The organism is Ruegeria sp. BHSC029 (assembly GCF_059613085.1).
This window is the reverse complement of the sequence record NZ_JBXWRU010000001.1, coordinates 442,008-461,142: the sequence shown is the minus strand read 5'-3', so window position 1 is coordinate 461,142 and position 19,135 is coordinate 442,008. Positions and strand designations below refer to the sequence as shown.

Below are 19,135 nucleotides of genomic sequence, written 5' to 3'. Positions count from 1 at the left end.
CGAGGCACAATCGGTCTGCTTGGCCGGGCGGGAAAGGTCACCACCTGCAGCAAAGCAGCGAAACTCAATGATTCGGGGCATTCAGGCACAAAAATGCGCCCGACCCGTCCCGGTACAATAAAAGCAGTCCTGTGGAAAACACAATGGGCAAACTGCAAAGGAGCCCGATCTACGGACAGGTCGGGCTTCCTCCGGCTTCAAATTTCCCTGGTGTACTTTGGCCAAAAGGCCAAAAAGGGACTGGCCTCTCGCCTACAGATAGTCCGCCCGTTGCAACCCGTACTTGGCCATTTTTTCATTCAAAGTCCGGCGCGGCAGGCAAAGTTCCTCCATCACCGAGGCGATGGACCCCTTGTGGCGCCGCATGGTGTTGTCGATCAGCATCCGTTCGAACGCCTCAACGTATTCCTTCAGCGGCTTGCCCTCGGTGGTCATCACCGGCTGCATCTCTTCGTGATCGGACATCAACAGCGACGCGATGGTGCCCGAGCCGCGCCGCGACTGCAGAACCGCGCGTTCGGCGATGTTGATCAACTGGCGCACATTGCCCGGCCATGGGGCCTGCAGCAGCTGCGCGGCCTCCTGGGCGCTGACTTGCGGTGCCTCACAGCCATATTCCTCGGCAAACTGCTCGCTCAGCCGGGTGAACAGGGTCAGGATATCCTCGCCGCGCTGCCGCAGCGGCGGCATGGTGATGCGCAGCGCCGCCAGACGATAGAACAGATCGGGCCGCAGCACGTCCTCGCTGGTCTTGCCCGCTTCCTGCAGGTTTGAGATCGCAACGATCCGGGTCTCGGCCGGCGTTCCCTGCTCGTTCATGACGCTCAGCAACCGCGCCTGCAGCGTGTCGCTCAGCGCCTCGATATCCTCCAGCACCAGAGTGCCGCCGCGGGCTTCCTCGATTGCGGGCAGTTGCGTGTCCTCGGGCATCATCGGGCCGAACAGCCGCTTGGCCAGCGCCTCTTCTTCCAGCGCGGCACACGAGACCAGAACGAATTTCTTGCCCGCCCGGCTGCCCACTGCATGCAAGGCGTGCGCCACCAAGGTCTTGCCGGTGCCGGTTTCGCCGTCGATCAGCACATGCCCGTCGGCCTGGCCCAGGTCGAGAATATCTTCACGCAGGCGCTCCATCACCGGGCTGGCGCCGATCAGCTTGTTCATGATCTGCGTGCCGCCCGACAGCTCGCGCCGCAGGGCGCGGTTGTCCAGCGTCAGACGCCGAGCGTTGCTGGCGCGTTTGGCCAGTTCCGACATCCGGTCGGGGTTGAACGGCTTTTCCAGAAAGTCGAACGCCCCCACCCGCATCGCCTCGACCGCCATCGGCACGTCGCCGTGACCGGTAATCATGATCACCGGCAAGGTGCTGTCGGCACCCATCAGCTTTTTCAAAAGCTGAATACCATCCATGCCGGGCATCTTGATGTCCGAGATCACGATCCCCGGGTAATCCGGCCCCAGAACCTTGAGCGCATCCTCGGCGCTTGCAAAGGTTTCGGTGTCATAGCCGGACAGCGCCAACCATTGGCTGATCGACTGGCGCATGTCCTGTTCATCATCCACGATGGCAATTTTCATGGCCTGTGCCATAGGTACGTCCTCGTTATTCTGCGGCCTCAAGGCCGTCATGTCCCAAAATGGGCAGTTGCATCTCGAATACCGCGCCGCCGTTCTGGCCGTTGCGCGCAGTCAGCCGTCCGCCATGGTCGTTCACGATCCCGGACGAGATGGCAAGACCCAAGCCGACCCCATCTCCGGGTCGCTTGGTGGTGTAGAACGGCTCGAACAGGTTCTCGATATCCTCGATCCCGTGGCCATTGTCGCGCACCGCCAGCACGGCGGTCTCGCCTGCGGCCAGAATGATCTCGACCTCAGGCTCTGCAACAGATTTGGTGGCGTCGAGCGCGTTTCGCAACAGGTTGACCATAACCTGTTCGATCCTCATCCGATCTCCCATCACGATCACCGGCTCTTCGGGCAGGATCTGGGTGATCTTGACCTGCCTCTGGCGCAGCTGCGGTTCCATCATCGACAGGGATGAGGCCAACGCCTCCCCAAGATTTACGGGTGAAAACGCGTCCGCGCCCTTTCGGGCATAAGACTTGAGCTGCCGCGTGATCGCGCCCATCCGCTCGATCAGACCGTCGATCCGACCAAAGCTGGCCAGCGCCTCTTCGGGGCGGTTTCGGCGCAGCAGTAGCCGCGCGCCCGCCAGATAGGTCTTCATCGCCGCCAACGGCTGGTTCAACTCGTGACTGACGGCCGCCGACATCTCGCCCAAGGCTGCCAGCTTCGAGCTTTGGGCCAGCGTCTGTTCCGCCACTTCCAGCGTCTTTTCAACCCGTTCGCGTTCGGCGATTTCGCGCTGCAGCCTTGCGTTCAATGCGCGAAGCTCCGCCGACTCGCGTTGGAACAGCGCCATGCGGAACGTGGCCCTGCGGCTCAGTGCATAGAAGGTCAGCGCAAGAAGAATCGCAAACCCCATGATCTCGAGCGCCAGCACGCTGTTCACCTTTTCGCGGATCGAGGAATAGGTCGTGAACGAAGTCATCTTCCAACCGCGGAACGGGATGCGGGTCTCCATGCGCATCACGGCCTCGCCCGCGACATAGGCATCCGGCGGCAAGGCCGTCCAATCGGTAGTCGCCCGAATTGCGCGCTGGATGGCACCCTGCGGATGCTGCCGTAACAAAGCCTCAGTCTCGTTCAGGCCGCGCCACTGGGGTTCGGTCGACAGAATGATCGTTCCGGTGCTATCGGTCACCATGACCGCGTCCGAGATCCCGGCCCAGGCGTTCTCGAACTTGCGCAGATCAACCTCGACCACGATCACGCCCAGAATTTCCGACCCGGCCTCAATCCTGCGGGAATAGAGAAAGCCATAACTGCCGGTCTCGCGCGCAATCTCGGAAAAGATCGTCGCGTTCGATCTGACGGCATTCACGAAATACGGGTCACTTCGATGGGACTCGCCCAGTCGATTGCGGTCTGTTGCGGCAACGACCCGACCATCCCGATCCAGCAGCATCAGCGACGCAGCCCCGATTTCTTCAACAAAGGACAGAAGCCGCTGCGTCGACAGGGAAAAATCGGCTGACTGCAAGGCCGAAATCAAAGTCGGGTCCCGGGCCAGCAATTGTGGAACGATGGCGTTTCGACGCAATTCGCTCAGCAGGTTGCCGGAATAGAGCGCCAGACGCAGTTCAGCCCTGTTTCGGGTCGATTCCGTGAACCGATTGGTCAGCAGGCTGTTGGTGACCCAGACCGTCGCCGCAGCAGCAACCAGCAACACGAACACGGCCAGCCGCAAGCGCCACCCCAAAGGGGCACCGCGGCCAAATAGATTTGTCCAGCCTGATTGCGCGTCGGATCTCATGAACCGAAGCTACGCTTCCGCGCCCACGACCTCAAGTCACGCAGGTGTCAGTACACCCGACAATGCGCGGAAGAGCGCCACTCCGTCGGTACCGCCATGGGCCTCGTCCGCCGCCCGCTCGGGGTGGGGCATCATGCCCAGCACGCGCCGGTTGTGCGACAGGATCCCGGCAATATCCCCGCGCGAGCCGTTAGGGTTGTCGGTATAGCTGAAGGCGATCCGATCCTCGTCACGCAGGCGGGCAATGGTTTCGTCATCAGCGAAGTAGTTGCCATCGTGATGCGCGATCGGAATCTGAATCACGTCACCGGCGTTGTAGCCCTGAGTAAAGGCGCTGTCGCTGGTCGCAACCTTCAGCCCAACTGTTCGACAGATGTATTTCAAGCCGGCATTGCGGAGCAGCGCGCCCGGCAGGATGCCGGTCTCGGTCAGGATCTGGAACCCGTTGCAGATGCCGATGGCATAGCCGCCCCGTTCGGTGTGCTCGACCACCGCCTTGCAGATCGGAGACTGCGCGGCGATCGCACCGCAGCGCAGGTAATCGCCGTAAGAAAACCCGCCCGGCACGCCCACGATGTCCACGCCCTGCGGGAGTTGGGCATCCTTGTGCCAGACCATGTCGACCTGAAATCCGGCCTGCTCAAAGGCGACGGCAAGATCCCGGTCACAGTTGGACCCCGGAAAAACGACAACCGCTGCGCGCATGGGAAACCCTCCTTGGGGATGACGGTCAGAGAATTCAGACCAGTTCGATCTCGTAACGCTCGATGACCGTGTTGGCCAACAGCTTCTCGCACATTTCGGCCACATCGGCCTTGGTCGCGCCATCGGCCAGTTCCAGGTCAATCACCTTGCCCTGCCGGACGCCCTGCACCTTGTCGAACCCCAGTGCGCCCAATGCGTGGCGCACAGCCTCGCCTTGAGGGTCCAGAACCCCGTTCTTGAGCATTACGTGCACCCGTGCCTTCATCGTCGCAACTCCACCTGTGGCCCGCCGCGCCGGGGCCTGTTCCGTTGCGCGGGGGATAGCGCGACTGACCGCGCAGAACAAGCCTTTGTGATGCGGTCGAATGACCGCAGGCGCTTCATCTTGAGGAATTCAATTGCCTGGGCTGCCCGTCAGCCCGGGATAATGTTCATCAACCGCGTTGAAGATGCCGGTCAGAACCATTTCGACGGCCACGGCAACCAGCAGGATCGCCATGATCCGGGTCAGCACATTGATCATCGTCTCACCCACAAGACGCGAGATGCTGTCAGCAAACAACAGGCCGAGCCCGACTATGAAACAGGCGATCAGGATCGCCGAGCCAAGGGTCACAAGTTCGGCCCCATCCGACAGTTGATGCGAGAACACGATCGTCACGGCAATCGTGCCCGGGCCAATCGTCAACGGGATCGCCAGCGGAACAACGGCAAAGTTCAACTTGCGCGCGTGACCATCGACCACGGCCGCCTGATCGCCCGGCGCCCGGTCTTGCGCGTTCAGCATCGACATGCCGATCCCGAAGATAATCAGCCCGCCGGCCACGCGAAACGAAGGAACGTCGATCCCGAAGACAGCCAACACCTCTTCACCTATAGCGACCGAGATCAGTGCGATCACCGTCACCGAAGCCATCACGATCATCGCTACCCTGCGCCGTTCGGCAGGTGTGCAGTCGCGCGTCATGCTCAGGAAGATCGGGATGTTGTAGAGCGGGTTGAATATGGCCAGCACGGCCGCCAGAAACTTCAGGAAAACCGCTTGATCGAACAACGCGCTCATTCAGTGTGCCACCTTGGTTAGCGGACCGGGTTGGTCGGTCAACCCGAAGATGCGTGACAGGGGCCTGACCTGTCAAACCCGCAATGAAAAATGCGCCGCCCCGAATAGGAGCAGCGCATCCTTGTTAGGCCCTGCCAGTCGGCGCGATCAGTTGATCAGGGTGGGCTTGCTCACGTTGCTTTTCGGCAGAACGCCCAGGCGACGGGCGACCTCGGAATAGGCGTCGGTCAGGCTGCCCAGATCGCGGCGGAACACGTCCTTGTCCAGCTTTTGTCCTGTCTCGATATCCCACAGGCGGCAGCTGTCTGGGCTGATCTCATCAGCGACGATCAGGCGCTGGAAGTCACCCTCGTAGACACGACCGATTTCGATCTTGAAGTCGACCAGACGGATACCCACAGCCAGCATCACGCCGCTCATGAAGTCGTTCACCCGCAGCGCCAGGCTGAGGATGTCGTCCATGTCCTGCTGGCTGGCCCAGCCGAACGCGGCGATGTGCTCTTCGGTCACCAGTGGATCACCCAGCGAGTCGTCCTTGTAGCAGTATTCCACGATCGGGCGCGGCAGTTGCGTGCCCTCGGCAATGCCCAGCCGTTTCGACAGCGACCCGGCGGCATAGTTGCGGACGATCACCTCAAGCGGGATGATCTCGCAGCTGCGAACCAGCTGTTCGCGCATGTTCAGGCGGCGGATGAAATGGGTCGGCACGCCGATCTGGTTCAGACCGGTCATGAAGAATTCGCTCAGGCGGTTGTTCAGAACACCCTTGCCGTCGATCACGTCTTTCTTTTCCGCGTTGAACGCGGTGGCGTCATCTTTGAAATACTGCACGATCGTACCCGGTTCCGGGCCTTCGTACAGGATCTTGGCCTTGCCTTCGTAAATCTTCTTGCGACGCGCCATGTGCGACCTTTCCAGGCTGGGGCGAGGGAATGAGTCCCATCGCGTTGGCGCTCTCATAGTGCAAGCCCCCCTTTCCCGCAAGTTCATGCATCCGAGAGGCTTTGACGCAGCGCAAATACCTTGCACCCGGCAGCGCGTATGGTCATATCATCAGGAAACACACTTTTACTTGAAGAGGCCCAACACCCATGACCACGTTCGACGAACGCGAAAACGCCTTTGAAGCAAAATTCGCCCATGACGAAGAAATGCAGTTCAAGGCGCAAGCCCGTTGCAACAAGCTGCTGGGCCTGTGGGCTGCGGAAAAAATGGGCAAAAGCGGCGACGAGGCCGCCGAGTATGCAAAATCCGTCGTGATCGCCGATTTCGAAGAGGCCGGCCACGAGGACGTTGTGCGCAAGGTCGCCGCCGATCTGGGCGATCTGTCCAGCCCCGAGGAAATCCGCGCCAAGATGGCGGAACTGCTGCCCGAGGCCAAAGCTCAGGTGATGAGCGAAGCCAACTGAGGCATGCCGCCCACCTCATGATCTTCATGAGTATTATGAATTTGATTTGACGTCCCGGTCATGCGACACGGGGCGTCTAAATTTTTGGCCTTTGGGGCCACAACTCCGGACATCTCCAATGACCAACGCGCTGACCAGATTGCTGGAAACGAAGGACGCCATTCTTGCCGATGGCGCCACCGGAACGAACCTGTTCAACATGGGACTGCAATCGGGTGACGCGCCCGAGCTGTGGAACACCGACCAACCCGACAAGATCCGCGCTCTTTATCAGGGGTCGGTGAATGCGGGCAGTGACCTGTTCCTGACCAATACATTCGGCGGAACGGCTGCACGTCTGAAGCTGCACGACGCCCACACCCGCGTGGCCGAGTTGAACCGCATCGGCGCCGAACTGGCGCGCGAGGTGGCGGATGCCGCCGGACGCCCGGTGGTGGTTGCGGGCTCGGTCGGTCCGACCGGTGAAATCCTGGAACCTGTGGGCAGCCTGACCCATGCCGAGGCGGTCGAGATGTTCCACGAACAGGCCGAGGCGCTGAAAGAAGGCGGCGTCGACGTGCTGTGGGTAGAAACGATCAGCGCGCCGGAGGAATTCCGCGCCGCGGCCGAGGCCTTTGCCCTGGCCGACATGCCTTGGTGCGGTACCATGAGTTTTGACACCGCCGGGCGCACCATGATGGGCGTGACCTCGGCCGACCTGGCACAGCTTGTCGAAACCCTGCCCAACCCGCCGATCGCCTTTGGCGCCAACTGCGGCACCGGCGCGTCTGATATCCTGCGCACGGTTCTTGGTTTTGTGGCTCAGGGAACCGAACGCCCCCTGATCTCCAAGGGCAATGCGGGTATTCCCAAATATGTCGATGGCCACATCCACTATGACGGCACACCCGAACTGATGGGCCGTTACGCCGCCATGGCGCGGGATTCAGGTGCGACCATCATCGGTGGTTGCTGCGGAACGATGCCAGCGCACCTGCGTGAGATGCGCAAGGCACTGGACACTGAACCCCGTGGCGCCCGCCCATCGCTCGAGCAAATCACCGCGATATTGGGGCCTTTCTCGTCGGCCAGCGACGGAACCGGCGACGAGGCGATGCCCGAACGGCGCGCGCGCCGCCGCCGCCGGGCCTGATGGTCAGCGCCCCTCGAACCGGGGGGCGCGTTTTTCCAAAAACGCCACCACGCCTTCGGCGAAGTCGCGGGTGCGCCCACATTCTCCCTGCAGGTGCGCCTCGGTCGCCAGTTGTTGCGGCAAGGTGTTTTCGTATGTGCCTCTCATCGCCTTTTTGATCGCGGCAAAGCCCGCAGTCGGCCCTTTGGCCAAGTACTCGGCGCGCTTGCGCCAATGCGCAGCGAATTCATCGTCGGCAACCGCCTCGTAGATCATGCCCCATTGATCAGCCTGACGCGCAGAAATCTTGTCGGCGAACAGGGCCGCACCCATGGCTTTGGCCAGACCCATCTGGCGCGGCATGAACCACGTCCCGCCGGCGTCCGGCAAAAGACCGATCCGGGCAAAGGCCTGCAGGAAATAGGCGCTTTCGGTCGCAATGACCACATCGGCACACAGCGCCAGGTTTGCCCCTGCCCCCGCCGCGGGACCGTTCACGGCCGCGATTGTCGGCACCGGACAATCATGAACAGCTTCCAGCATCGGTTCATATTCGTCGCGCAGCGCGCGTTCCAGATCGATCTTGCCGGTGCTGGACGCATCGCCCAGATCCTGGCCGGAGCAAAACGCCGGACCCGCGCCCGTCAGGACGATTGCGCGCGCGTCATGAGCGGCTTTTTTCATCGCATGGGTAATCTCGGCGCGCATTTTCGTCGTAAGCGCGTTCATCTTGTCCGGCCGGTTCAGCGTGACCACAGCCAGACCGTCCGTGATGTCCAAAAGCACCGTTTCGTATTCCATGAAGTCCTCACATGCGCAGAATTTCCCGAACCCTGACCCAAATGCCGCGCAAGGGAAAGGCAAACCGCACGTCAGTCTTCAAGAATCCGGCGCAGGCGCTCTTTCTCGTCGTCACTCAATCCGTCCACGGCGGAGGTCTCCTCAACCCGCGCACGACCGCGCAGGAAGTTCCACCCCAGACCCGCCGCAATCAACAGCATGGCCGGCCCTGCCAGCCACAACAGAAGGTTCGCCCCCGTGGTCGTGGGTTTGAGCAGCACGTATTCTCCGTAGCGGTCGACGATATAGGCAACCGCTTCTTCATCGGTGTCGCCCGCGACCAGCCGTTCGCGCAGCAAAATGCGCAGGTCACGGGCCAGTTCCGCGTTGCTTTCGTCGATGCTTTCGTTTCGACAGACCAGACAACGCAGGCCCGTACTGATGTCTCGTGCTCGGGCTTCGAGCGCCGGATCCTCCAGGACTTCATCCGGCTGGACCGCCATCAGCGGCGATGCCAGAAACAACAACAAAACGATCAGACGTTTCATTCCGCAGGTACCCCGCTTACCGGGGCCTTGCGCGCGCCTGCGGCCACCCGGAAGCGGCGGTCGGACAAGCTGAACAATCCGCCCAGAGCCATCAGAATGCAGCCTCCCCAAATCCAATTCGCAAGAGGTTTGATGTAAGTACGCATGACCCAGCCGCCATCGTCCTGCTGATCCCCGATGACCACGTAGACATCACGCAGAAAACGGTAGTCAATCGCAGCCTCGGTCGTGGGCATGGCGGCCACCGGATAGGTCCGTTTTTCCGGGTTCAACGTAGCTATCTCTCGACCATCTTTTTGAACCTGCACATCGGCCATGGTGGAGAAATAGTTCGGTCCCTCAACTTCGCGCACGCCGTCCAAAGTGAACGAGAAACCGCCCACGTCGAAGGTTTCCCCGATACGCGCAACACGGATGTCCTCGACCTCCCAGGCGGTCAGGCCGGCAATCGCAAAGATCGTGACCCCCAGACCGGTATGGGCGATCGCCTTGCCCCAATCCGCACCCGGCAGACGCATCAGACGCCGGAAGCCGCCGGTGCGGCCTGTGCGGCTCCACAGATCGACCGCGGCGCCGAAGGTGATCCATGCGCCAAGGAACAAACCAACCGGCCCGAGCGCGCTGCGGCCCGTCTGCAGCACCCAAACCAGTACGGCCAGCGAAACGGCCAGAACAAAGGCATAGCGCAGCTGCCATGCGACGCGGCCCAGCCTGCCGCGCTTCCACGGCAGCATCGAGCCCAGCGGCAATGCAATGCCCAGCACCACCATGAACGGCGTAAAGGCCGCGTTGAAGAACGGTGCCCCGACCGAAAGCTTTCGGTCGAACATCATCTCGGCCACCATCGGCCACAGGGTCCCGAAGAACACGACAAAACTGCTGACGGCGAGCAGGATATTGTTCAGCACCAATGCGCTTTCACGGCTGACCATTCCAAACAGCCCCTTGGCCTCCATCGCCTGCGCCCTGGCGGCGAACAGGATCAGCGCTCCGCCGATGAACGCCACCAGAATGAACAGGATGAATACACCACGCTCAGGGTCGTTTGCGAAGGCATGAACCGACGTCAGCAGGCCCGAGCGCACGATGAAGGTGCCGATCAGAGAAAAGCCAAACGCAATGATCGCCAGCAGAATGGTCCAGCTTTTCAAGGCTTCGCGCTTTTCGACCACGATGGCCGAGTGCAACAGGGCGGCGGCCAAGAGCCACGGCATGAAAGACGCGTTTTCCACTGGATCCCAGAACCAGAATCCGCCCCAACCCAATTCGTAGTAGGCCCACCAAGACCCCAAAGCGATGCCGATGGTCAGGAATATCCAGGCTGCCAGGGTCCACGGTCGAACCCAACGACCCCAAGCCGCGTCCACCCGCCCCTCGATTAGGGCAGCGACGGCAAAGCTGAATGCCATGCTAAGGCCCACATATCCAAGGTACAGAAACGGCGGATGGAAAGCCAAGCCGGGGTCCTGCAGCAAGGGGTTCAGATCGCGGCCGTCAAACGGCGCCACAGGAAGCCTGTCAAACGGGTTCGACGTAAACAGGATGAAGGCGTAGAACGCCACCCCGATTGCGGCCTGCATCGCCAAGACACGGGCCTTGAGCGTGGGTGGCAAACCCTGGCCAAAAAGCGCGGCCGTCGCGCCAAAAAGCGCCACGATCAATACCCACAACAGCATCGAGCCTTCGTGGTTTCCCCAGGTTCCGCTGATCTTATACAGCATCGGTTTCAGGGAATGGCTGTTCTCCACCACGATCCGCAGCGAGAAATCCGAGGTCGCAAAGGCCCACACCAGCGCAGCGAAGGCAAATCCTGTCAGAAGACATTGCGCAATAGCCGCGGGCTCCGAGAACAGCATCCATGACGGCCAGCGTTTTGCGGCGCCAATCAATGGCACGACTGTCTGAACTATGGCCACCATGAAGGCCAGGATAAGGGCGAAATGTCCAAGCTCGGTAATCATGGGCACGGGTATAATCCCGCGCCCGGGCAAGCGCCAATCACTTTCGCCGCAATCAGGCGCACATAGTGTCGCGGGTCAGGCGCGCTGCAGACGCCGCCAGTCCTCAAGCGCCGGGTTGTGATCGGGGATGATCACCTGGGCCGTCAGTTCGGCATCCGGCCCCGGATCGGCAGCCCCCGGACTTTCCGCTCGCATCTCGTGAATAGCTTGCAAGTTGGCCATGACCTGTGGCGCCCGCATCATCGTAACTGAGATGTCACGCTGAAGGTCCTGAACCTTCGCTTGGTGCCGCGCTCCGAAATAGAACGACACGATGACGCCCAGTAGCCACCACAGCGGCTCGGGCACCAGCGCAATTCCCTGCATCCGCGCCGCAAACCACAATGGATCGACCATCGCGGCCACGAACAGACCCAATGTCCCCAGCGCCAATGCAGGCCTTGGCAACCGATTCAAACCGTCCATGAAACGGTCAAACCCGCCTTTGCGGGGAGCTTCGAATTCCGCGCCGAACTGGTTCATCGCCTGTCCGCGCAGCGCAACAGCGCGTTCCGCACCGGCCTCCGAGTTCTCGCGGAAAACCTCGGCAGTTTCGCGCACCACGTTGCGCCCACCTCCGAACAGAAGATCAAAAACACCTGCGATCAGTCCCATGCGGCTATCCTTTGCTGAAACTCGGCCATGCTCAGGTGATAGGGCGGAGATAGAAACTCCTCGGCCCGGCGGATCCACCCCCCTTTCACACCGTTGCGGCTGCGCACGTATTTGCGCAAGGCCGGACGTCGGTCAGCCAGCCGGAAATAGTAGTTCCTTCGTGCCACCCCATACGCGTCGCGCAACACCACCGGATCGGGTTTTGCGGCCTGATCGCACGCCCCAGCCGTTCGCGGCCCCAAAACGCCATCCACGGCGAGCGAAAATCCCATCTGCACCAAAAGACGCTGCAGGATGCGCACCGCCTGTCCGCCCGCATTCACGTACATATCGAACAGCGTCGGCTGCAGCACGTGGGGCACCCGTGCCAGACCGGGCTTTTGAAAGTAATGCGTGATGAAAATCGCGACGGCCTGATCCCGGCCAAGCGCCATTACGTCGCGGCGATCGACCGTGCCGTCACGCGTCAGGTCAAGGCCCAATCTTCGCATCGTGTGGATTGTGACACCGTATTTCGTGGCCCCTCCGGGGTCGTCCGGATCATCGACGAAGCCGCCCTCGCGGGTTACGATCTCGTTGGCAATCTGCTGAACCGACTGCATGCTGCACCTCTGTGTACCTATGCGGCACACGGTCAGGTGAAATCCTTAAATCCATGAAACGAAGAAGGGCGCTGCACGACCAAATCGCGCAACGCCCTAGAACACTCATTCAGGCAACCTACCGAAGGCTGTCCTGTCTCAACTGTCTGCCGGCTCTTCGTAGACGCCCTGCTCCTTCAAGGCATCGATGACCTCTTTCGGCATATAGGTCTCGTCGTGTTTTGCCAGAATTTCAGTGGCTTGGAACACACCATCAACGTAGCTTCCGGTGCCGACCATCCCCTGACCCTCGGAAAACAGATCAGGCAAGACACCGGTGAAGGCCACCTTCACACTCTCACCCCCGTCGGTGACGGTGAACCGTACGGTTTCACCCTGCCCTCGTACGATCGAGCCTTCTTCGACCAAGCCACCGATGCGGAACACCTCGTTCGGCGCCGGCGGTTCGGCGATTACCTGGCTGGGCGAGCGGAAATAGTTGATCCCGTCTCGCATGGCATAACCGATCAAGCCCGTCGCCAGGGCCAAAGCCACAAAAGCCAACAGAATGATCTGTACACGACGACGTTTCTTCAGCGTCTTCATCTCGCCCTCATGGGAACAGTGGGGCCATCATAAGCCCGGTCGTTTCGGGTTCACCTAACATCAGGTTTGCGTTCTGCAAGGCCTGCCCACTGCTACCTTTTGTCAGGTTATCCAGCGCCGCAATCACGATGGCACGCCGTTCGATCCTGTCAGCAACGACGCCGATGTGGCAGAAGTTCGATCCGCGCACATGGTGGGTCGAAGGTGTGTCGCCAAAGGGCAGCATCTGAATGAAAGGCTCGTCTGAATAGGCTGCACACAGCGTTTCATAAACGCTCTGCGGATCACCCTTCACATACGAGGTCGCCAGAATGCCCCGGTTCGCGGGGATCAGGTGCGGCGTAAACTGGATGTGAACCGCGCGGCCCGCCAGTTTCGAGAACTCCTGATCGAACTCGCCCAGATGCCGGTGGGTACCGCCGACGGCATAAGCGTTGGTGCCCTCGCTCAGTTCGGCGTGCAGAAGGTTCTCTTTCAGCGCACGCCCCGCCCCGGAGACAGCGCATTTCAGATCAAGAATGATGTCATCCAGGTCGATAACACCGGCCGCGATCAACGGCCGCAGCACGTACTGCCCCGTGGCAGCATTGCACCCGGTGCCTGCCACCAGCCGCGCAGCGCGGATATCCTCACGGTAGAACTCAGTCAGTCCGTAGACGGCCTCATCCTGATGCGTGAGTGCGGCATGCGGATTGCCGTACCATTTCTCGTATTCATCGGGGTCGGCCAGCCGGAAATCCGCCGACAAATCAACGATTTTGAGGTCGGAGGGCAAATCCCGGATGACCTCCTGGCTGGTCTTGTGCGGCAGCGCGCAAAAGCACAGGTCGATCTGGCCAAAGTCAATCTGCTCAATCTTGCACAGACGCGGCAAATCCAGATGGCGCAGATGCGGAAACACCTCGGCCATGGTCTGCCCGGCCTTGCGCTCGGCCGCCAGGGCGGTGATTTCCATGTTCGGGTGCTCGGCGATCAGCCGTACCAGTTCGGCACCGGTATAGCCCGAAGCGCCCAGGATTGCGATTTTGTGGGTCATGTCAGACCTCGTAGATTTATGTGACACGTCTGGCACCCGCCGACATGACAGGTACCGAATAAATTCATGACAGGGGCCGGTCCTTGACCTAAGTCAGGCGGCCTTGAAGGTGATCTGTCGTCGGAGAAATTGCGTTGCCCGGTCACTGACCTTCTGCGGATTGCCTGTGGTCAGGTAACCCGCCTCACCCCCGCCCAGCATATCCGGATGCCGCTGGAGATAATCCGCAAGGCTTTCGGCCACCAGGTCGCCTTGGCTGAACACTTGCACGTCCGGTCCCAACGCCGCCTGAAAGGCTTCGGCCATCAAGGGGTAATGGGTGCAGCCCAAGATCGCAGCCTGCGGTTGCGGCATCTTGCGCTTCAACGCGTCCACATGGCTCCGCACAAGGGCTTCGGCCAGGATCATGTCACCGTCCTCGATGGCATCGACCACGCCACCGCAGGCCTGCGCCTCAACATCGACGCCGATGGCGCGGAACGCCAGTTCACGCTGAAACGCGCGGCTTGCCACGGTTGCCGGCGTGGCAAACAGAGCCACATGTTTGACCGCCACTTCGCGCGGGGGGCTGTTGTCGCCCCACTGGCGCTCGGTCAGCGCCTCGATCAGCGGCACGAACACACCCAGCACGCGCTTGCCCTGCGGCACGCCCTCTTCCTGCATCCGCCGAAGCGCCGCGGCGCTGGCTGTGTTGCAGGCCAGAATCACCAGATCGCAGCCGCGCGACCACAGGTCCTGCACCGCGTTTCGGGTCAGGTTGTAGATATCCTCGGCGTCGCGCACGCCATACGGCGCGTGCGCGCTGTCCGCGTAATACAGGAAATCCACCTCCGGCAGACGTGTCTGCGCGGCGTTCAGGACGGTCAGCCCGCCCAATCCGGAATCAAAGATGCCTACTGCCATTTGCCCCTTCAGGCGCGATGCCGTTCCTCGAATTCATAGCCATAGTCATACGACTTCAGCGGCTTCGGAGACAGCTCATACGTGGCTTTGCGCAAGAAATCCATCATCTTGCGCGTATCGCCGGCCAATGGGTCCAGAACGTCGCGGCCGATGGGCTGCCCCACGACCACATCAACCGGGGTATCGACGCGCTTTTTGAACTCTTTGATCAGCAAACCCATGCGCAGCGTCACATGCAGATGGCTGGCGATCTGGAACAGGCGTGAGGTGTGACCATCAAAGAACAAAGGCACCACGGTGGCGTTTGACTTGGCCACCATCCGCGCGGTGAAGCCGCGCCAGCCCGGGTCCATCGGATGCGCGAAGGGTCGGGCCGCCGTGCTGACCGTACCACCGGGAAAAATCCCGATTGCCCCACCCTGCCCCAGATAATCCAGGGCGGTTTTTCGGGTCTGCAGGTTCAGCCGCATCGCCTCTTTCGTCTGATCGAAAGAGATCGGCAGGATGATCCGGTTCAGATCCTCAGCCTTGTGAAACACATGATTGGCCAGAATCCGGAAATCTCCGCGGGTTTGGGACAGCACATGCCCCATCATCAGCCCATCAAGAATCCCGTAGGGGTGGTTGGCGATCAGGATCAGCGGGCCGTCCTTGGGGATGTTTGACAACGCCCCGCCCACCACGTTCAGGCTCAGCCCGTAGCGTTCGACCATGACCGACCAGAAATCACGGCCATTGGCGACCTCGCGCTCGTAACCATCCGCGCGCCGGATCAGACGCAGCCGACCGGTCGTGTTCTCCATCAGTTTGATGACCATGCGCCCACCCCGCGTTTCAGCAGAATGGGCGTAGGAAATGTCCCGAGCGACTTGGCGACGTGATTTCATCACGGGTCTCCGGTGTGGCCGTCATCGGACGGCGCGGACGGGAACCCTACCGCGCCTCCATGACACCGATATGACGTTACTCGGCCGCGGCCCGCGTCTCGCTTCCTCCCTGCCGGATCACGGCCAGAAGTTCCTCGCGCCGCTTGGCGGCCTTGGCTTCGTTGGCGGCCAATACCGGACCGAAACCGCGGATGTCCAGCGGCAACCGCGCCAGCGCGACAATCGCATCGCGGGTGTTGTCATCCAGCTTGGGCAGAACCTCTTTCATGTCCGCCTCATACTGACGGATCAAGGCCCGTTCCATTCGGCGCTCGGCGGTATAGCGGAAGATGTCCAGCGGCGTGCCACGTAGCCCCTTCAGCTTGGCCAGAACCTTCATCGGCCCCAGCAGCCATTCGCCGAATTGCCGCTTGCGCGGACGTCCGTCCGGCCCTTTGCCCCCCAGGATCGGCGGAGCAAGGTGGAAGGTCATCTTGATGTCGCCGTCGAATTCGGCGGCGGCCTTGTCGCGGCTGTCCAGCAGCAGGCGGGCCACCTCGTATTCGTCCTTGTAGGACAACAGCTTGTGATACCCACGCGCGACTGCATCCCGGACCTTCGGGTCTTCGATCGACTCGACCAGCTTGAGATAGCGTTTGGACAGCCGTTTGCCCTGATAGGCAACCAGATGATCGGCCCGGAAGGCGATGGCCTGCTCGGGCGTCTTGGGCAATTCGGTCACCGTGGGGGTCACGATGCGCGCCACTTCCTCGGGGTGCAAAACCGCCCAGCGGCCGACCTCGAAGGCGCGCTTGTTGCGCTCGACCGCCGCGCCGTTCAGCTCGATTGCGGTCATGATCGCCTCGTGGCTCACCGGTAGCAGCCCGCGCTGCCACGCCGCACCGAACACCATCATGTTGGAATAGATCGAATCGCCCATCACCGCGCGTGCCAACTCGGTCGCGTCGAACAGGGCCAGACCGTCCTTCAGCCGCGCCTCCAGCGCCAGTTCCAGCCGGTCGACCGGAATGTGGAACTCGGTGTTGCGGGTGAAATCGCCGGTGATGATCTCGTGGCTGTTGACCACCGCGCCGGTCTGACCAGTGCGCGTCAGGCCCAGCGTCTTGGCCCCGGCCGACACCACGAGGTCACCGCCGATCAGCGCATGCGCCTCGCCGGTGGCCACGCGAATGGCGCTGATATCTTCGGGCTTGTTGGCCAGGCGACAGTGGATATGCACCGCGCCCCCCTTCTGCGCCAGCCCGGCCATTTCCATCATGCCCGCGCCCTTGCCGTCGATCTGCGCGGCCTGCGCCAGAACCGCCCCGATGGTCACGACGCCGGTGCCGCCGACGCCGGTGATGACCACGTTGTGCGTGCCGTCGATCCGCGGCAGAACCGGTTGCGGCAGATGGGGGATGTCGATCTCGGTGGTGGCTTCCTTGCGGATCTTGGCGCCTTCCAGCGTGACGAAGGACGGGCAGAACCCGTTGAGGCACGAGAAATCCTTGTTGCAGCTGGACTGGTCGATCGCCCGCTTGCGGCCCAGTTCGGTTTCCTTGGGCACGATCGAGACACAGTTCGACTGCACCCCGCAATCGCCACAGCCTTCACAGACATCCGAGTTGATGAACACGCGCTTGTCCGGGTCCGGGAAGGTACCGCGCTTGCGGCGGCGGCGTTTCTCGGCGGCGCAGGTCTGGACGTAGACGATGACCGACACGCCTTCGATCTCGCGGTACTTGTTCTGAACCGCCATCAGCTCGGCCCGTTCGTGGGTTTCCACGTCGCCGGGCAGCGCCTTGAAGTTCACGTCTTCCTTTTCGTCATAGACGACGGCCACATGCTGGGCGCCCATGGCCTTGACCTCGCGCACGATGCGCTCGGCGGTCAGATGGCCCTCGTTCTCCTGCCCGCCGGTCATGGCGACCGCGTCGTTGAACAGGATCTTGAAGGTGATGTTGGTCCCGGCCGCCAGCGCCGCCCGGATCGCCTGAACGCCCGAGTGGTTGTAGGTGCCGTCGCCCAGGTTCTGGAACACGTGTTTCGTGGTCGAGAACGGCGCCTCACCGATCCAGTTGGCGCCCTCGCCGCCCATCTGGGTAAAGCCGGTCGTGTTCCGATCCATCCACTGCACCATGTAGTGACAGCCGATCCCGGCATAGGCCCGGCTGCCCTCCGGCACTTTGGTCGAGCTATTGTGCGGACAGCCCGAGCAGAAATACGGCAGCCGCGTCGCGATCTCCTGCGCGTTGTCGTTGCGGCGCGCCTCTTGCAGGCTGGCCAGTCCGGCGCGGATACCCTCGGTTTCGCGGCCTTCTTCGATGAAGATCTCGCCCAGCTTTTCGGCGATCATGATCGGATCAAGCGCGCCGCGGGTCGGGAACAGCTCTTCGCGGTGCAGCGTGCCTGCCCCGCCCTTGTACCAGCCGTACACGCGACGTCCGCGACGGTCGTCAAAGATCGCCTCTTTGACCTGCACTTCGATCAGCTTGCGCTTTTCTTCGACGATGATGATCAGGTCCAGCCCCTCGGCCCAATCATGGAACCCCTTCATGTCCAACGGGAAGGTCTGGCCGATCTTGTAGGTGGTGATCCCAAGCCGTTCGGCCTCGGCCTCGTCGATGTTCAGCAGCGACATGGCGTGGACCAGGTCCAGCCAGTTCTTGCCCGCAGCGGCAATGCCGATCTTGGCGCCCGGCTTGCCCCAGACCCGCCGGTCCATCCGGTTGGCGTGTGAAAACACTTCGGCTGCGAACCGCTTGTAGTCGATGATCCGCGCCTCTTGCAGGTGCGGCGTGTCGCCCAGCCGGATGTTCAGCCCGCCCTCGGGCATGTCGAATTCCGGCGTCACCAGTTGCATCCGGTCGGGCCGGCCATCCACGACCGAGGTCACCTCGATCGTGTCCTTCATCGTCTTGAGGCCAACCCAGACCCCTGCAAACCGGCTGAGCGCAAAGCCGTAGATTCCATAATCAAGGATTTCCTGCACCCCGGCCGGGCTGACGACCGGCATGTACATGTCGACCATCGACCATTCCGACTGGTGCAGCACGGTCGAGCTTTCGCCGGTGTGGTCGTCGCCCATCGCCATCAGAACGCCACCATGCTTGGCGGTTCCGGCCATGTTTGCGTGACGCATGACGTCGCCCGACCGGTCCACACCCGGCCCCTTGCCGTACCACAGGCCGAACACGCCGTCATACTTTCCATCGCCGCGCAGACCCGCCTGCTGGCTGCCCCACAGGGCTGTGGCGGCCAGGTCCTCGTTCAGACCGTATTGAAAGGTCACATCGCACTCGGCCAATTGCTTTTCGGCGCGCGACATTTGAAGATCGACCGCACCCAGTGGAGACCCCCGGTATCCGGTGACCAGACCGGCAGTGTTTAGACCGGCGGCGGTATCGCGTGCCTTCTGCATCATCATCAGACGAACAAGCGCCTGCGTACCATTCAAAAGCACCGGGCTTTTGGTCAGATCGAAACGGTCATTGAGCGAAATCTTTGGCTGACTCATCAGACGCCTCCCCACGTCGGAA

18 protein-coding genes are annotated in these 19,135 nt (G+C 61.6%); 2 read left to right on the top strand and 16 right to left on the bottom strand.

Annotated features, from left to right (window positions below):
• Window positions 1-252 precede the first annotated feature (252 nt).
• From AC2FML_RS02175 to purC, 6 genes are all read right to left on the bottom strand, one after another.
• Entirely contained in the window at window positions 253-1,587 is a 1,335-nt protein-coding gene (locus tag AC2FML_RS02175) for a sigma-54-dependent transcriptional regulator (protein ID WP_093961984.1), read from the bottom strand.
• A 13-nt stretch (window positions 1,588-1,600) separates the two neighbouring features.
• On the bottom strand, window positions 1,601-3,373 hold the full coding sequence (locus AC2FML_RS02170) for a sensor histidine kinase (RefSeq protein ID WP_496781788.1): 1,773 nt from the start codon (window positions 3,371-3,373) through the stop codon (window positions 1,601-1,603).
• A 36-nt stretch (window positions 3,374-3,409) separates the two neighbouring features.
• Complete coding sequence (purQ, locus tag AC2FML_RS02165) at window positions 3,410-4,078, bottom strand: phosphoribosylformylglycinamidine synthase subunit PurQ (protein ID WP_170339318.1); 669 nt, start codon at window positions 4,076-4,078, stop codon at window positions 3,410-3,412.
• A gap of 34 nt (window positions 4,079-4,112) precedes the next feature.
• Entirely contained in the window at window positions 4,113-4,343 is a 231-nt protein-coding gene (purS, locus tag AC2FML_RS02160) for a phosphoribosylformylglycinamidine synthase subunit PurS (protein WP_170339320.1), read from the bottom strand.
• Between the two features lie 129 nt (window positions 4,344-4,472).
• Window positions 4,473-5,141, bottom strand: a complete 669-nt coding sequence (locus AC2FML_RS02155) for a MarC family protein (protein ID WP_496781786.1) — start codon at window positions 5,139-5,141, stop codon at window positions 4,473-4,475.
• 147 nt (window positions 5,142-5,288) lie between these two features.
• Window positions 5,289-6,044, bottom strand: coding sequence for a phosphoribosylaminoimidazolesuccinocarboxamide synthase (gene purC, locus AC2FML_RS02150; RefSeq protein WP_170357710.1), 756 nt, complete (start codon window positions 6,042-6,044; stop codon window positions 5,289-5,291).
• 188 nt (window positions 6,045-6,232) lie between these two features.
• On the opposite strand from purC, the gene AC2FML_RS02145 reads away from it, so the two are divergent.
• A complete protein-coding gene (locus AC2FML_RS02145) occupies window positions 6,233-6,550 on the top strand; it encodes a DUF1476 domain-containing protein (protein WP_170357709.1) in 318 nt (105 codons plus the stop codon).
• 118 nt (window positions 6,551-6,668) lie between these two features.
• Complete coding sequence (gene bmt, locus AC2FML_RS02140) at window positions 6,669-7,682, top strand: betaine--homocysteine S-methyltransferase (protein ID WP_496781784.1); 1,014 nt, start codon at window positions 6,669-6,671, stop codon at window positions 7,680-7,682.
• A 3-nt stretch (window positions 7,683-7,685) separates the two neighbouring features.
• Here the strand turns inward: bmt and AC2FML_RS02135 are convergent, their stop codons facing one another.
• The 10 genes from AC2FML_RS02135 to AC2FML_RS02090 all read right to left on the bottom strand — a co-directional run bounded on the left by AC2FML_RS02135 (window position 7,686) and on the right by AC2FML_RS02090 (window position 19,113).
• Window positions 7,686-8,462 carry an enoyl-CoA hydratase-related protein gene (locus AC2FML_RS02135; RefSeq protein ID WP_093961976.1) on the bottom strand — a complete coding sequence of 259 codons (777 nt, stop codon included), beginning with the start codon at window positions 8,460-8,462 and terminating at the stop codon, window positions 7,686-7,688.
• 71 nt (window positions 8,463-8,533) lie between these two features.
• The gene (locus AC2FML_RS02130; RefSeq protein WP_496781782.1) at window positions 8,534-8,989 is read right to left on the bottom strand and encodes a cytochrome c-type biogenesis protein; all 456 of its coding nucleotides are present in this window, start codon (window positions 8,987-8,989) and stop codon (window positions 8,534-8,536) included.
• Window positions 8,986-10,950 (bottom strand): heme lyase CcmF/NrfE family subunit, encoded by a 1,965-nt coding sequence (locus tag AC2FML_RS02125; RefSeq protein WP_496733303.1) that lies wholly within the window; start codon window positions 10,948-10,950, stop codon window positions 8,986-8,988. Before AC2FML_RS02125 ends, AC2FML_RS02130 begins: the two co-directional genes overlap by 4 nt.
• Window positions 10,951-11,025: 75 nt before the next feature.
• The gene (locus tag AC2FML_RS02120; protein WP_496781780.1) at window positions 11,026-11,604 is read right to left on the bottom strand and encodes a holin family protein; all 579 of its coding nucleotides are present in this window, start codon (window positions 11,602-11,604) and stop codon (window positions 11,026-11,028) included.
• Entirely contained in the window at window positions 11,595-12,206 is a 612-nt protein-coding gene (locus tag AC2FML_RS02115) for a holin-associated N-acetylmuramidase (protein WP_170357699.1), read from the bottom strand. The genes AC2FML_RS02120 and AC2FML_RS02115 overlap by 10 nt, the downstream gene beginning before the upstream one ends.
• A gap of 138 nt (window positions 12,207-12,344) precedes the next feature.
• A complete protein-coding gene (gene ccmE / locus AC2FML_RS02110; RefSeq protein WP_170338751.1) occupies window positions 12,345-12,791 on the bottom strand; it encodes a cytochrome c maturation protein CcmE in 447 nt (148 codons plus the stop codon).
• Window positions 12,792-12,798: 7 nt separating this feature from the next.
• The gene (argC, locus tag AC2FML_RS02105) at window positions 12,799-13,827 is read right to left on the bottom strand and encodes an N-acetyl-gamma-glutamyl-phosphate reductase (RefSeq protein WP_496781778.1); all 1,029 of its coding nucleotides are present in this window, start codon (window positions 13,825-13,827) and stop codon (window positions 12,799-12,801) included.
• Between the two features lie 93 nt (window positions 13,828-13,920).
• Window positions 13,921-14,730, bottom strand: a complete 810-nt coding sequence (locus tag AC2FML_RS02100) for a glutamate racemase (RefSeq protein ID WP_170357695.1) — start codon at window positions 14,728-14,730, stop codon at window positions 13,921-13,923.
• 8 nt (window positions 14,731-14,738) lie between these two features.
• Entirely contained in the window at window positions 14,739-15,617 is an 879-nt protein-coding gene (locus tag AC2FML_RS02095) for a lysophospholipid acyltransferase family protein (RefSeq protein WP_170338757.1), read from the bottom strand.
• 76 nt (window positions 15,618-15,693) lie between these two features.
• A complete protein-coding gene (locus tag AC2FML_RS02090) occupies window positions 15,694-19,113 on the bottom strand; it encodes an indolepyruvate ferredoxin oxidoreductase family protein (RefSeq protein ID WP_496781776.1) in 3,420 nt (1,139 codons plus the stop codon).
• Window positions 19,114-19,135: the final 22 nt, after the last annotated feature.

Bases quoted from the DNA above. Each gene is read 5' to 3' on its own strand.
- AC2FML_RS02175 (WP_093961984.1), bottom strand. From the start codon at position 1,587: ATGGCACAGGCCATGAAAATTGCCATCGTGGATGATGAACAGGACATG.
- purQ (WP_170339318.1), bottom strand. From the start codon at position 4,078: ATGCGCGCAGCGGTTGTCGTTTTTCCGGGGTCCAACTGTGACCGGGAT.
- AC2FML_RS02095 (WP_170338757.1), bottom strand. From the start codon at position 15,617: ATGAAATCACGTCGCCAAGTCGCTCGGGACATTTCCTACGCCCATTCT.
- AC2FML_RS02135 (WP_093961976.1), bottom strand. From the start codon at position 8,462: ATGGAATACGAAACGGTGCTTTTGGACATCACGGACGGTCTGGCTGTG.
- AC2FML_RS02145 (WP_170357709.1), top strand. From the start codon at position 6,233: ATGACCACGTTCGACGAACGCGAAAACGCCTTTGAAGCAAAATTCGCC.
- argC (WP_496781778.1), bottom strand. From the start codon at position 13,827: ATGACCCACAAAATCGCAATCCTGGGCGCTTCGGGCTATACCGGTGCC.
- bmt (WP_496781784.1), top strand. From the start codon at position 6,669: ATGACCAACGCGCTGACCAGATTGCTGGAAACGAAGGACGCCATTCTT.
- AC2FML_RS02115 (WP_170357699.1), bottom strand. From the start codon at position 12,206: ATGCAGTCGGTTCAGCAGATTGCCAACGAGATCGTAACCCGCGAGGGC.
- AC2FML_RS02155 (WP_496781786.1), bottom strand. From the start codon at position 5,141: ATGAGCGCGTTGTTCGATCAAGCGGTTTTCCTGAAGTTTCTGGCGGCC.
- purC (WP_170357710.1), bottom strand. From the start codon at position 6,044: ATGGCGCGTCGCAAGAAGATTTACGAAGGCAAGGCCAAGATCCTGTAC.
- AC2FML_RS02090 (WP_496781776.1), bottom strand. From the start codon at position 19,113: ATGAGTCAGCCAAAGATTTCGCTCAATGACCGTTTCGATCTGACCAAA.
- AC2FML_RS02125 (WP_496733303.1), bottom strand. From the start codon at position 10,950: ATGATTACCGAGCTTGGACATTTCGCCCTTATCCTGGCCTTCATGGTG.
- AC2FML_RS02120 (WP_496781780.1), bottom strand. From the start codon at position 11,604: ATGGGACTGATCGCAGGTGTTTTTGATCTTCTGTTCGGAGGTGGGCGC.
- ccmE (WP_170338751.1), bottom strand. From the start codon at position 12,791: ATGAAGACGCTGAAGAAACGTCGTCGTGTACAGATCATTCTGTTGGCT.
- AC2FML_RS02100 (WP_170357695.1), bottom strand. From the start codon at position 14,730: ATGGCAGTAGGCATCTTTGATTCCGGATTGGGCGGGCTGACCGTCCTG.
- AC2FML_RS02130 (WP_496781782.1), bottom strand. From the start codon at position 8,989: ATGAAACGTCTGATCGTTTTGTTGTTGTTTCTGGCATCGCCGCTGATG.
- AC2FML_RS02170 (WP_496781788.1), bottom strand. From the start codon at position 3,373: ATGAGATCCGACGCGCAATCAGGCTGGACAAATCTATTTGGCCGCGGT.
- purS (WP_170339320.1), bottom strand. From the start codon at position 4,343: ATGAAGGCACGGGTGCACGTAATGCTCAAGAACGGGGTTCTGGACCCT.